This window comes from Rhizobacter fulvus (assembly GCF_964020785.1).
On record NZ_OZ224516.1, the window covers coordinates 3669101 to 3682053 of the forward strand.

Here is a 12953-nt window from a genome sequence, read left to right on the forward strand (position 1 = left end):
ATGGCGGGCTCGGCGGTGACCGGCAGCGCCGCGGTCCGCGAGGTGCACTACCGCGTCGGCGCGCCGGTGCTCGGGCACTTTCCCGGCCATCACCGCAGCACCCGCGGGCAGAGCGGCTTCGAGTTCCGGGGCCACGCGTCGCTGCTCGACGCGCCCGACCCGCGCCGGCTCGACCTGCACGCCAGCCTGCGCGATCCGTTCGGCGACTGGCGGGTGCGCATCTACAGCCAGCGGCAGTCGATCCCGGTCACGGTCGTGGCCGATCTGTCGGCATCGATGGGATTCGCCGGGCGCACCCGCAAACTCGCGGTGCTCGCCGACCTGGTCGAGAGCCTGGCCTGGTCGGCCTGGCGGACCGGCGACAGCTTCGGCTTCGTCGGCTGCGACGCGGCGGTGCGCGCCGACCTGCTGCAGCCGCAGAGCCGCCACCGCGCGGCCGGCGGCGAGACCGCACGGCGCTTGCGCGCGCTGCAACCCGCGGGCCGCGACGCGCGCGGGCTGCTCGATGCGCCGCGTCATCTCGGGCGCCGGCGCGCGCTGCTGTTCCTCGTCTCCGACTTCCACCTGCCGCTCGACCAGGTCGCCGCCGTGCTCGATGGCCTGAGCGCGCACGACGTCGTGCCGACGGTGCTGTGGGACCCGCTGGAGTTCGGTCTCGGCGCCGCGCGCGGACTGGCCCAGGTGATCGACCCCGAGAGCGGTCGGCAGCGCCTGGTCTGGTGGCGCCCGGCGCTGCGCGCGCGCTGGGAGGCGGCCCACGCGGCACGCCGTGCGGCCTTGCTGCAGCTGTTCCGCGCCCGTCGGCTCAAGCCGCTGTTCATCGAAGGCGGGTACGACGCCGAGGCCGTGACCCGGCACTTCCACTCATGAGGCGCGCCGTTGCGTTGGCGACGCTGGGCCTGGCCGCGGCCGTCCGCGTCGCGGCGGCGCCCGCGGTGCTCACCGCCGTCAGCGATACGCCGCGTGCGTTCGGCTACACGGTCGGCGACGTGGTCTCGCGACGCGTCGCGTTGCAGGTGCCCGACGGCCTGACGCTCGACGAGGACTCGCTGCCGCGCGCCGGCAGCCGGGGCCGGGCGCTGGAGTTGCAACGGGTCGTGCTGCGCCGCTCGCTGTCCGGCGTGCCGCAATCGCTGCAACTGGATTACCAGGTGTTCCTCGCACCGCGCGAGGTGCGGGTGCTGGAGATGCCGGTCGTCGAACTGCACTTCAGCGGCACGCCACGCGCGCAGACGCTGCGCATCGATGCCTGGCCGGTGACGGTCGGTCCGCTGGCGCCGACCGAGGCGTCGCCGCGTGACGGCCTGGGCGAGATGCGGCCCGATCGCGCGCCGCCGCTGCTCGATACCGCGCCGACGCGCACGCGCCTTGCCTTCGAGCTGATCGTGATCGCGCTGCTGCTCGCCTACCTCGCGCAGGTCTACCTCGTGCTGCCGTGGTCGTCGCGGCGGCGTCGACCGTTCGGCCGCGCGTGGGCGTCGTTGTGCGCACTCCCGGCCCAGCCCGATGCGGGGCAGCGCCGCGCGGCGTTCGAGCGCCTGCACGCGGCGCTGAACGAGACCGCCGGGGAGGTGCTGTTCGAGCCCGGTCTTGACGACTTCGTCGCGCGCCGCCCGCGTTTCGCGGCGCTGCGCGAGGACCTGGCGCGCTTCTTCGCCCGATCGCGCGCGGAGTTCTTTGGCGGCGGGGGTGGGGCAGGTGATGCGCGGTGGCTGGTCGAACTGTGCCGCCGCTGCCGGGATGTCGAGCGGGGCGCCGCATGAGCTTCGATCAGGCCGCCTGGCTCTGGCTGCTGCCGCTGGCGCTTCTGCCGGTGATCGCGCAGCCGCGCGGCGCGCTGCCGAACGCGTGGGCCGCGCTGCTGCCGCGCGACGCGGCCTCGCAGGCGCTGCAATGGGTGCTGCGCGCGGCGGCGGTGCTGGCGATCGCGGCGATCGTCATCGGGCTGGCCGGGCCGTACCGGCCGGAGTACGAGGTCGAGCGGGTCGGGCGCGGGGCCGAGATCGTGCTGCTGCTGGACCGCAGCCGCAGCATGGACCAGAGCTTCGGCGGCGCCCGCAACCCGGCCGTGCGCGGCACCGGGCCGGAAGCGCTCGACTACTACTCCAAGCTGCGCGCCAGCGAGGCGCGCGAGACCAAGGGCCTGGTGGCGCGGCGCGTGCTCTCCGAGTTCGCGGCCAAGCGGCCGGACGACCGCTTCGGCATGATCGTGTTCAGCACGCTGCCGCTGCGTCTGCTCGAATTCACGCAGAAGTACGAGGTGATCCAGGCCGCGATCAACGCCGGCAACATCGGCCGAGGGCTGTCCGAGACCAACATCGCGCTCGCGCTCGAATCCGCCTTCGGCTATTTCGTCGACCGGCCCTACACCGGCTCGCGCATCATCCTGCTGGTCTCCGACGGCGGTGACCGCATCGACCCCGCCGCGCGCGAGCGGATCGCGCAGACCGCCCGCCAGACCCGCGCCGCGATCTACTGGATCTACATCCGCTCGGCCCGCAGCCCCGGCCTGCTGCCCGACCAGGCCGAGCCCCCCGAGAACGCCGATGCGGTGCCGGAGTATTTCCTGCACCGCTACTTCCTGTCGCTCGGCACGCCGTACCGCGCCTACGAGGCCGGCACGCCCGAGGCGCTGCAACAGGCGGTGGACGACGTGAACCGGCTCGAGAACCTGCCGATCACCTACCAAGACACGGTGCCGCGGCGCGATCTCTCCGGCGTCGGCTACGCGGTCGCGCTCGGCGCAGTGCTGGCGCTGCTCGCGGCCAATTTAATGGAGCTGCGGCGATGGGCCTAGCCACGCGTTCGCGGACCCGCCTGGTGCTGGCACTCCTTGCTTTCGCGCTGCTCGCGGTGCTGTTCGATGCCGCGGCCCTGTGGCGCGCGGCGCGGACCAACGCCCGGATCGAGAAGGCCGACACCGCCGCCGACCAGCCCGGCGAGCCGCCGGAACTGCGTTTCGCGCGCGCCCATGCACAGGCCCAGGACGCGGCCGCCAGCAGTGCGCGCGACGTCGCGCTGAACCGCTACCGCGCGCTGCAGGGCGACCCCCGGCTCGGCGCGGCGGCGCGCTACAACAGCGCCAACCTGCTGGTGCGCCAGGCGATCGAGGTGCGCGCCAGCGCGCAGCCGGGCCAGGCCATCGCGCTGCTCGAACTCGCCAAGGAGTATTACCGCGACGTGCTGCGCGACGATCCGTCGAACTGGGACGCGCGCTACAACCTCGAGCGCGCCCAGCGCCTGCTGCCGGACCCGGACGACGAAGACGCCGGACCGGTCACGCAGGAGCGCAACCGCGAGCGCGCGGTGACGACGATGCGCGGCTATTCACCGGGGCTCCCATGACGACGATCTCCCGCTTCATCGACCGCCTGACCGCGTCGTGGCACACCCACAGCGCCCGCTGGCTGCTTGCGGGCGCGGGCATCGCCCTCGCGGCCTGCCTGCTGCGGCCGGGCTGGCCGGTCGAGCGCGCGCGCTTCGACCACGTGGTGGTGCTCGACATCACGCAAAGCATGGACGTCCAGGACGAGGCGCTCGCCGGCAAGCCGGCCTCGCGCCTGGCGTTCGCGAAGAGCGCGCTGCGCGAGGCCTTGCTGCGCCTGCCCTGCGGCTCGAAGATCGGCTGGGCTGTATTCACCGAGTACCGCTCGTTCCTGCTGTTCGAGCCGGTCGAGGTCTGCGCCAACCTGGCCGAGTTGCGCGCGACGCTCGCCCGCATCGATGGCCGCATGGCCTGGAGCGGCAACAGCGAGATCGCCAAGGGCCTGCACAGCGGCTTCGAGCTGGCGCGCCGCCTGCCCGGCAGCCCGTCGCTGGTGTTCGTGACCGACGGCCAGGAGGCGCCGCCGCTGAGCGCGCAGCACCGGCCGCGCTTCGACGACAAGCCCGGCGACGTGGCCGGCGTGCTCGTCGGCGTCGGTGCCGCCCGGCCGTCGCCGATCCCGAAGAGCGACCCGAGCGGGCGCCCGCTCGGCTTCTGGCAGGCGGACGAGGTGGCGCAGGCCGACGTGTACGGCAGCGGCCGCGCCACCAGCGTCGGCGGCGAGCGCATGACCGACGACGCCGCCGCCGCACCGCTGCCGGCGCTCGGCGCGACGCCCGGCAGCGAGCACCTGTCGGCATTGCGCGAGCCGTACCTGCGGCTGTTGGGACGCGAACAGGGGCTGGCGTTCGTGAGGCTCGAGTCGGTGGACGCACTGGTCGACGCGCTGACCGCGCCGGCGCTGGCCAAGCCCACACCGGTGCGTGCCGACCTGCGCGCGCTCTTCGGCGGCCTCGCGCTCGCCCTGCTGCTGGCGCGCTACGCCGGGCCGCTGCTGCGCCGCGGCGGGGCCGGGCTGGCGGCGCACGGCACCGTCGCGATCATCGCTCTGGGCGCCTTGCTGTCCGCGTCGCCCGCGCGGGCCAATGATCGGCCGTTCCAGGTCGCACGGACGGCCGTGCTCGAAGACGAGGAGCAGGTCTGGTCGTTCGAGTCGTGGACGCAGCGGCTCGGCAGCGTGCGCGGGCTGTCGTTCGAGCCCGAGTACACCTTCGGCGAGGGCCGGTCGGTGCAGTTCGAACTCTCGCGCTTCGTCGATCGGCGCGACGCCGAAACCGGGCACGAGGCCGAGATCGAGTTCAAGCAGCTGTTCAACAACCTGGCCAGCGACGGCTGGGGCGTCGGCGTCAGCGCGACGCTCGGCGTGGAACGCACGCGTTCTGACGGCACGGTCCCGTACCTCGGGGTCAAGGTGCCGCTGACAATCGTCCTCGGCAAGAGCGGCGCGCTCCTCCATCTGAACGCAGGCATCAGCAAGGCGCGCGACGAGCGCCGCGTCTGGACCGGCGCGGTGGGCGTCGAGCGCGAGCTGTTCAGGCGCACGACGCTCTTTGCGGAACTGGCACGCGAGGGCGAGGTCACGTTCACTCAGATCGGCGTGCGCCACTGGTTGAAGCGCGAGAAGCTCGCCATCGACTTCAGCGTGCAGAGCAGCGAGCCGATGGCGGCCGGGCATCCGGTTTCATCCTCGGGCTCGGCTGGTACGACTTGTAGGCTTGCCCCTCTGTACGTGCGCGACGCGACGTTGTACAAGCAGGCCGACCTTGTTCCCGTTCCCGTTCCCATTCCCAATCGACAGGAGACATCTTCATGGCCAAGCTCGTCGCCCTCTACAAGAAGCCCGCCGACGCGGCGGCGTTCGACGCCTACTACTTCTCGACCCACGTGCCGAAGGCCAAGAAGATTCCCGGGCTGAAGAGCTACGAGGTCAGCGACGGCCCGGTGGGCTCGGCGCAGGGCGAGTCGGCCTATCATCTGGCCGCGATCCTCGGGTTCGATTCGCTGGCCGCGATCCAGGCGGCGTTCGGGTCGCCCGAGGGCCAGGCGACTGCCGGCGACCTGGCGAACTTCGCCCAGGCGGGCGTCGAACTGCTGATGTTCGACACCAAGCCGGTCTGAGGCGCCGCGTTCAGAATCGCGGTTGACGAACACCGCAGCGATTCGATGAACAAGGCTTTCACCCGCGAGTCCGACAACGCCGGCGACGAGGACGATGACGACATCGCGCTGCCCGCGTTGCCCGCCGGGACCAAGAACTACCTGACGCCCGCCGGCTACGCGCGGCTGCGCGCCGAACTGCTGACGCTGCTCGACGACGAGCGGCCGAAGATCGTCGAGATCGTCTCGTGGGCCGCGAAGAACGGCGACCGCTCGGAGAACGGCGACTACCTGTACGGCAAGAAGCGGCTGCGCGAGATCGACCGGCGCATCCGCTTCCTGACCAAGCGGCTCGACATCGCCGAGGTCGCCGACCCGTCGCTGCACTACGGCCACGACCAGGTGTTCTTCGGCGCCACGGTGACCTACGTGAACCAGCGCGGCGAGGAGCGCACGGTCACGATCAAGGGCATCGACGAGGTCGACAACCTGAACGGCGAGGTCAGCTGGATCGCACCGATCGCACGGGCCCTGCTGAAGGCGCGGGTCGGCGACGAGGTGCAGCTGATGACGCCGGGTGGGCTCGAGCAGATCGAGGTGATCGACGTGCGCTATCCGGCGCCGCCGCAGGCCGGCGAGGAACGCTAGGGCTTGACGCGGGCGACGCGCTGCACCGACGGCGCGCGCTTGAGCGTGCGCATCACGTCGGCGAGGTGCAGGCGGTCGCGCACGCTGAGCAGCAGCTGCAGCTCGGTGGTCTCGGCGGCAGGTTCGTTGCCCATCTCGATGTGGGTGATGTCGGCCTCGGCCTCGCTCACCGCCTGGGCCACCTGTGCCAGCACGCCCTTGCCATTGGTGACGAGCAGCGTCACCGCCGTCTCGAACGAGCGTGACGGCTGCTCGGCCCAGTCGACGCTCATCCAGTGCTCGCTGTCGCGCTCGAACAGCCGCTTACCGACGCTGCACTCGACGGTGTGAACCATCAGCCCCTCGCCGCGGCCCAGGTAGCCGACGATCGCGTCGCCCGGGATCGGCCGGCAACACGGTGCCAGCTGGACCGACGCGCCCTCGCTGCCGTCGATCAGCACCATGCCTTGCGCCGGTGCGGCGTCGTCGGCGGCGTACCGGCCCATCGTCAGCGTCAGCGCGTCGGGCTTGGTGCCGTGCTCGGCCAGCAGGCGCGCGAGCCGCTTCGCAACGATGGTGGCGATCTTGCGGCCGAGGCCGATGTCGGTGAACAGGTCGTCGCGGGTCTTGTTGCCGCTCCAGCGGGTCAGCTGCTGCCACAGCGCGGCCTCGGGCGGCTCGCTGCCTGGCAGCTGCATGCCTTCCGCGCGCATCGCCTGCGCGAGCATCTTCTCGCCCAGGTCGCGCGACTCTTCCTGCTCCATGTTCTTCAGGTAGTGGCGGATCTTCGAGCGCGCGCGGCCGGTGCGCACGAAGTTCAGCCACGCCGGGTTCGGCCGCGCGCCGGCGGTGCTGACGATCTCGACCACGTCGCCGCTGCGCAGCTCGGTGCGCAGCGCCACCGGCTCGCCGTTGACCTTGGCGGCGACGGTGTGGTCACCGACGTCGGTGTGGATCGCGTAGGCGAAGTCGACCGGGGTTGCGCCGCGCGGCAGGGCCAGGATCTTGCTCTTCGGCGTGAACACGTAGACCGCGTCGGGGAACAGGTCGATCTTGACATGCTCGAGGAACTCGTTCGCGTCGTGCGTCTCGTCCTGGATGTCGATCAGCGACTGCAGCCACATCGCGCCCAGGCGCTGCGCCTCCTGCACCTGCGCGCCGCCGCTCTTGTAGAGCCAGTGCGCGGCGATGCCCTTCTCGGCGATCGCATGCATCTGCTCGGTGCGGATCTGGAACTCGACCGCCGTGCCGAGCGGGCTGACCAGCGTGGTGTGCAGGGACTGGTAGCCGTTGGCCTTCGGGATCGCGATGTAGTCCTTGAAGCGGCCGGGAAGAGGTTTGAAGAGCTGATGGAGCACGCCCAGCGCCATGTAGCACTGCATCAGGTCGGCGACCACGATCCGGAAGCCGAAGATGTCGTTGACCTGCGCGAAGGTCAGGTGCTTCTCGCGCATCTTCTTGTAGATCGAGAACAGCGTCTTCTCGCGGCCGTAGACCTGCACCGGCAGCTTGGCCTGCAGGAACGCGCGCTCGACGTCGTGCTGGATGCGCTCGACGATGTCGCGCCGATAGCCGCGCGCCTTCTGCACGGCCTTGGACAGCGCCGCCTGCCGCCACGGCCGCAGGTGCTCGAACGACAGCTCCTGCAACTCGCGGTAGGTCTGGTTCAGGCCGAGGCGGTGCGCGATCGGCGCGTAGATCTCGAGCGTCTCGCCGGCGATGCGGGTGCGCTTGGACGCGGCCATCGCGTCCATCGTGCGCATGTTGTGCAGGCGGTCGGCGAGCTTGATCAGGATCACGCGCACATCGCGCGCCATCGCCAGCAGCATCTTGCGGAACGACTCGGCCTGCGATTCCTCGCGGGTCGAGAACTGCAGCTTGTCGAGCTTGGTCAGGCCGTCGACCAGGTCGGCCACCGGTGCGCCGAACTTCTCGATCAGCTCGATCTTCGTGATGCCGCAATCTTCCATCGCGTCGTGCATCAGCGCGGCCATGATGGCCTGCGCGTCGAGCTTCCAGTCGGCGCACAGGCCGGCGACCGCGATCGGATGGGTGATGTAAGGCTCGCCGCTGGCACGGAACTGGCCGAGGTGCGCCTCGTCGGCGAAGCGGTAGGCCTCGCGCACCCGCTTGGTGTCGGCCGGGTCGAGGTAGTCGAGCTTGTGGGTCAGTGCGGCGAAGGACGCGGCGGCGGCGTCGACCGCGGCCGGCAAGGGCTTGGAGGGCGGGGCGCGCTTGCCCGCGACGGCGGTGGGGGCCGGGTCTCGCAGGGCGTTGGGGGCGCGGGCGGTCATGACCCGAATTTAACGTGGATCGACCGCGAGGGTCGGTAGGGGGCTACCCGCCGGGCGGGCGGTGGCGTGCCGCGCCACCGGGGAAGTCAATTCAGACCGGCACCTTGCGCAGCATCTCGATGCCGATCTCGCCGGCCGCGATCTCGCGCAGCGCGGTCACGCCGGGCTTGTTCTTGGTCTCGATCTTCGGGGCATGGCCCTGGCTCAGCATGCGCGCGCGGTAGGTCGCGGCGAGCACCAGCTGGAACCGGTTCGGGATCTTGGTGAGGCAATCTTCGACGGTGATGCGGGCCATGATGTCTTTCGGTGTTCAGCTGTCGTGTCCAGCCAGATCAGCTCAGGTCGAGCGCGGCAAAGACAGCAGGCTTGCTTCTTTGGAGTGCAGCGTACTTGAGGCGCTGCGAATGAACGATCGCCTTCAGATCGAAGAGCGCCGTTTCAAACAAGGCATTGATTATAACGAAGTCGAACTCGCGGGCCTTGGACACCTCGATGCGGGCGTTCTCCATGCGCTTCGCGATGACCTCGGGCTTGTCCTCGCCGCGCCGGTTCAGGCGCTGCTGGAGTTCCTCCCAGCTCGGCGGCAGGATGAAGATCAGGATCGCGTTCGGGAACAGCTTCTTGATCTGCAGCGCGCCCTGCCAGTCGATCTCCAGCACCACGTCCTGACCGCCGGTGATGCGGGTCTCGATCGCGGCGCGCGAGGTGCCGTAGAGGTGGCCGTGCACCTCGGCCCACTCGAAGAACTCGCCGCGCGCGATCATCGCGCGGAAGGTCGCCTCGTCGGTGAAGTGGTACTCGCGGTCCTGCTGCTCCTGCCCGCGCGGCGCCCGGGTGGTGTGCGAGACCGCGACGACGAGGTGCGAATCGACCTGCAGCAGCGCGCTGACCAGGCTCGACTTGCCGGCCCCGCTGGGTGCGGCGACGACGAACAGGTTGCCAGGGTAGTCCATGGTCAGTCCGATTCCTACTCGATGTTCTGCACCTGCTCGCGCAACTGCTCGATCGCGACCTTCATCTCGACCGAGATGTTCGTGAGCTCCAGCGCCGAGGCCTTGGAGCCGAGCGTGTTGGCCTCGCGCAGCAGCTCCTGGATCAGGAAGTCGAGCCGCTTGCCGACCTCGCCGCCGGCCTTCAGCAGCCGCGCGATCTCGTCGAGATGGGAGCGCAGCCGCGCGAGTTCCTCCGCGACGTCGATGCGGATCGAGTACGCGGCGGCCTCGTTCAGCGCGCGCTCCTGCAGTGCCTCGCGCGAGATCGTGTTGGCGGCGCCGGTGGCCTCGAGTGCTTCGGTCCAGCGCTCCAGGAAACGCTGCTGTTGACGCTTGACGACCGCCGGCACGAGCGGCTCGGCCTGCAGCGCGAGTTCGCGCAGCCGGTCGACGCGTTCCATCAGCACCTTGACGAGCCGCTCGCCTTCTCGGGCGCGCGCTTCGCGCAGTCCGGCGATGCAACGCCGGGCCGCGTCGAGCGCCGGCTCGTCCAGCTTCTCGCTGGTGGCACTGCCCTTGCACCACTGCAGGACTTCATGAACGGACAGCCCGGCGGCGTTCGGCAACCAGCCGCGCACGGTGCTTTCCAGGCGCACCAGGCGGTTCAACTGGTCGGTCTGCGGCTGGGGCCACTGGGTCTCGCTGTCGCTGCGCGTGTTCAGGCGCAACTCGATCTTGCCGCGCTTGAACGCACCGGCGATCAACTCGCGCAGGGTCGGTTCCAGCGAGCGGAACTCGTCGGGCAGCCGAAACGAAACGTCCAGAAACCGATTGTTAACCGAGCGCAGCTCGACGTGGATGGTGGCGGCCGCGGCACCGGTCGCGCGGCTTGCCAAATTGTCCGCAGCGCCCGCTGTTTCCGAAGCGGAACGAGGCCCGGAGGAGGCGCTCGCGAAGCCGGTCATGCTGTAGACTGCCATTCACAATTACCGAGAGAAAACCGGATTATGTCAAAGCCCAAACCCGCTCCCTTGCCTTCCGGCACGGTGGTGGGTGGCTACCAGGTCATCAAGAAGCTCGCCGCCGGTGGGTTCGGCGTGGTGTACCTGTGTGAAGACGCCGACCGGCACCTGGTCGCGCTGAAAGAGTACCTCCCGTCCTCGCTCGCCGAGCGCTCGCCCGGCGAACTGACGCCGCGGGTCAAGCCCGAGAAGCAGCCGCTGTACCGGCTTGGCCTGAAGAGTTTCTTCGAAGAAGGGCGCTCACTGGCGCAGATCAGCCACCCGAGCGTCGTCTCGGTGCTGAACTTCTTCCGCGAGAACGAAACCGTGTACATGGTGATGAACTACCTGCAGGGCGACACGCTGCAGGATTTCATCGTCACCGCGCGCGACCTGAAGCGCGACAAGGTATTCCGCGAAAGCACGATCCGCTCGCTGTTCGACGAGATCCTGCGCGGCTTGCGCATCGTCCACCAGCACAAGATGCTGCACCTGGACATCAAGCCGGCGAACATCTTCATCACCAACGAGAACAAGGCGGTGCTGCTCGACTTCGGCGCCGCGCGCGAAGTGCTGAGCAAGGAAGGCAACTTCATCCGCCCGATGTACACGCCCGGCTTCGCCGCGCCCGAGATGTACCGGCGCGACGGCTCGCTCGGCCCCTGGACCGACATCTACGCGATCGGCGCCTGCATCTACGCCTGCATGCAGGGCTACCCGCCGAACGACGCGCCGCAGCGGATCGAGAAGGACCGCCTGGCGCTCAGCCTGTCACGCCTGCGCAATGTCTACTCGGACAACCTGATCGAAGTGACCGAGTGGTGCATGTCGCTCGACCCGCTGTCGCGCCCGCAGAGCGTGTTCGCGCTGCAGAAGGAACTGGCCCGCGAGACCGAGCGCCGCTATACCAAGCTCAGCTTCAGCGAGCGCCTGAAGCTCCAGCTCGAGAACCTGACCGCCGGCGCCAAGGCCTGAGGGGGAGCACCACGATGCGCTTCTCCGTCTACCAGGTCAGCCGAAAGGGCGGCCGCGAAAAAAACGAAGACCGCATGGGCTATTGCTACACGCGGGACGCAGGGCTGTTCGCGCTCGCCGACGGCATGGGCGGGCACCCCGAAGGGGAGGTCGCTTCGCAGCTCGCGTTGCAGACGCTCGCCGCGATGTTCCAGCGCGACTGCAAGCCCACGCTGGCCGACCCGCTGCGCTTCTTGCAGGAAGCGACGATCGCCGGCCACCACCAGCTGCTGCGCTACGCCACTCAGAAGGCGCTGATCGACACCCCGCGCACGACCGTCGTCGCCTGCCTGCTGCAGGGCAACGCGGCCTACTGGGCGCACTGCGGCGACTCGCGGCTGTACCTGGTGCGCGGCGACAAGCTGATCGCCCGCACCCGCGACCACTCGTATTCCGAATTGCAGCAGACGATGAGCCATGTCGTGCCGATGCCCGACCGCTTCAATCGCAACGTGCTGTTCACCTGCCTGGGCAGCCCCGGCAAGCCGGTGATCGACACCGTCGGGCCGCTGCTGCTGCAGGCCGGCGACCGGCTGCTGCTGTGCTCCGACGGGCTGTGGGGCACGGTCGAGGATGCGGTGATCGTCGAGCAGCTCTCGAAGAACGTGATCTCCGACGCGGTGCCCGAGCTGGTCGAGCAGGCGCTGCGCAACGGCGGCGCGAAGAGCGACAACGTCTCGGTCCTCGCGGTCGAGTGGGAGGCTGCGGAGGACAACGACAGCACCACGGGCGTCTCGACCCAGCAGCTCGGCGAAGAGGTGTTCGCCTCGACGATCCAGGCCAGCGTGCTCGGCAGCGACGCGCCCGACGAGCTCGACGACGCCGAGATCGAGCGCTCGATCCGCGAGATCAACGAAGCGATCCGGCGCTCTTCCCAGAAGAAGAGCTGAATCGGGGCATACCGTCCGCGTGGACAATACGCGGATGACATTCAAACGCTCAGACTCCCGCGCCGCGGACGCCCTCCGCCCCGTCACCATCACCCGCCGCTACACCAAGCACGCCGAGGGCTCGGTGCTGATCGAATTCGGCGCGACCAAGGTGCTGTGCACCGCGTCGGTCGAAGAGAAAGTGCCGCCGCACAAGCGCGGCTCGGGCGAGGGCTGGGTCACCGCCGAGTACGGCATGCTGCCGCGCGCCACCCACACCCGCAGTGACCGCGAGGCCGCGCGCGGCAAGCAGAGCGGTCGCACGCAGGAGATCCAGCGCCTGATCGGCCGCTCACTGCGTTGCGTGTTCGACCTGAAGGCGCTGGGCGAACGCACGATCTCGCTCGATTGCGACGTGATCCAGGCCGACGGCGGCACGCGCACCGCCGCCATCACCGGCGCGTTCGTCGCGGCACACGACGCGGTCACGTGGCTGCAGGCGCAGGGCAAGCTCAGTGCCGCGGTCGGCGCGTCGCCGATCAAGGAGTTCGTCGCGGCGATCTCGGTCGGCATCGTCGACGGCACCCCGCTGCTCGACCTCGAATACATCGAGGACTCGGCCTGCGACACCGACATGAACGTGGTGATGACGGGCGCGGGCGGCTTCGTCGAAGTGCAGGGCACCGCCGAAGGCGCGGCGTTCTCGCGCGACGAGATGGGCACGCTGCTCGGCCTGGCCGACAAGGGCATCCGCGAACTGGTGGCCGCGCAGCGCCAGGCCTTGGGACTCTGAT

14 protein-coding genes are annotated in these 12953 nt (G+C 69.8%); 10 read left to right on the forward strand and 4 right to left on the reverse strand.

The annotated features are described in order from the left end of the window. The 7 genes from ACWH49_RS17335 to greB are packed head-to-tail and all read left to right on the forward strand — an operon-like array spanning position 1 to position 6070. Positions 1-870: a DUF58 domain-containing protein gene (locus ACWH49_RS17335; protein ID WP_448172590.1), complete on the forward strand. Its 870-nt coding sequence runs from the start codon at positions 1-3 to the stop codon at positions 868-870. Further along, on the forward strand, positions 867-1763 hold the full coding sequence (locus tag ACWH49_RS17340; RefSeq protein ID WP_448172591.1) for a hypothetical protein: 897 nt from the start codon (positions 867-869) through the stop codon (positions 1761-1763). Before ACWH49_RS17335 ends, ACWH49_RS17340 begins: the two co-directional genes overlap by 4 nt. After that, positions 1760-2797, forward strand: a complete 1038-nt coding sequence (locus ACWH49_RS17345; RefSeq protein ID WP_448172592.1) for a vWA domain-containing protein — start codon at positions 1760-1762, stop codon at positions 2795-2797. The genes ACWH49_RS17340 and ACWH49_RS17345 overlap by 4 nt, the downstream gene beginning before the upstream one ends. Continuing rightward, complete coding sequence (locus tag ACWH49_RS17350) at positions 2788-3345, forward strand: hypothetical protein (protein WP_448172593.1); 558 nt, start codon at positions 2788-2790, stop codon at positions 3343-3345. Before ACWH49_RS17345 ends, ACWH49_RS17350 begins: the two co-directional genes overlap by 10 nt. Next, positions 3342-5240, forward strand: a complete 1899-nt coding sequence (locus tag ACWH49_RS17355) for a vWA domain-containing protein (protein ID WP_448172594.1) — start codon at positions 3342-3344, stop codon at positions 5238-5240. Before ACWH49_RS17350 ends, ACWH49_RS17355 begins: the two co-directional genes overlap by 4 nt. After that, positions 5135-5443, forward strand: coding sequence for an EthD family reductase (locus ACWH49_RS17360; RefSeq protein WP_448172595.1), 309 nt, complete (start codon positions 5135-5137; stop codon positions 5441-5443). Before ACWH49_RS17355 ends, ACWH49_RS17360 begins: the two co-directional genes overlap by 106 nt. A 45-nt stretch (positions 5444-5488) precedes the next feature. Next, positions 5489-6070 carry a transcription elongation factor GreB gene (gene greB / locus ACWH49_RS17365; RefSeq protein ID WP_448172596.1) on the forward strand — a complete coding sequence of 194 codons (582 nt, stop codon included), beginning with the start codon at positions 5489-5491 and terminating at the stop codon, positions 6068-6070. Here greB and ACWH49_RS17370 read toward each other — a convergent pair. The 4 genes from ACWH49_RS17370 to ACWH49_RS17385 all read right to left on the reverse strand — a co-directional run bounded on the left by ACWH49_RS17370 (position 6067) and on the right by ACWH49_RS17385 (position 10255). After that, positions 6067-8343 (reverse strand): RelA/SpoT family protein, encoded by a 2277-nt coding sequence (locus ACWH49_RS17370; RefSeq protein ID WP_448172597.1) that lies wholly within the window; start codon positions 8341-8343, stop codon positions 6067-6069. The two genes, greB and ACWH49_RS17370, sit on opposite strands and share 4 nt — an antisense overlap. Before the next feature lie 91 nt (positions 8344-8434). After that, positions 8435-8638 (reverse strand): DNA-directed RNA polymerase subunit omega, encoded by a 204-nt coding sequence (gene rpoZ, locus ACWH49_RS17375; RefSeq protein ID WP_056462407.1) that lies wholly within the window; start codon positions 8636-8638, stop codon positions 8435-8437. A 37-nt stretch (positions 8639-8675) separates the two neighbouring features. Further along, positions 8676-9296 carry a guanylate kinase gene (gene gmk, locus ACWH49_RS17380; protein WP_448172598.1) on the reverse strand — a complete coding sequence of 207 codons (621 nt, stop codon included), beginning with the start codon at positions 9294-9296 and terminating at the stop codon, positions 8676-8678. A 14-nt stretch (positions 9297-9310) separates the two neighbouring features. Further along, positions 9311-10255 carry a YicC/YloC family endoribonuclease gene (locus ACWH49_RS17385; protein WP_448172599.1) on the reverse strand — a complete coding sequence of 315 codons (945 nt, stop codon included), beginning with the start codon at positions 10253-10255 and terminating at the stop codon, positions 9311-9313. Positions 10256-10282: 27 nt separating this feature from the next. Between ACWH49_RS17385 and ACWH49_RS17390 the strand changes: the two genes are divergently transcribed. The 3 genes from ACWH49_RS17390 to rph are packed head-to-tail and all read left to right on the forward strand — an operon-like array spanning position 10283 to position 12952. Further along, a complete protein-coding gene (locus ACWH49_RS17390) occupies positions 10283-11251 on the forward strand; it encodes a serine/threonine protein kinase (protein ID WP_448172600.1) in 969 nt (322 codons plus the stop codon). A 14-nt stretch (positions 11252-11265) separates the two neighbouring features. Beyond that, positions 11266-12180, forward strand: a complete 915-nt coding sequence (locus ACWH49_RS17395) for a PP2C family protein-serine/threonine phosphatase (protein WP_056462418.1) — start codon at positions 11266-11268, stop codon at positions 12178-12180. Positions 12181-12214: 34 nt separating this feature from the next. Further along, positions 12215-12952 carry a ribonuclease PH gene (gene rph, locus ACWH49_RS17400; protein ID WP_448172601.1) on the forward strand — a complete coding sequence of 246 codons (738 nt, stop codon included), beginning with the start codon at positions 12215-12217 and terminating at the stop codon, positions 12950-12952. The last annotated feature ends 1 nt before the right edge of the window (position 12953 follow it).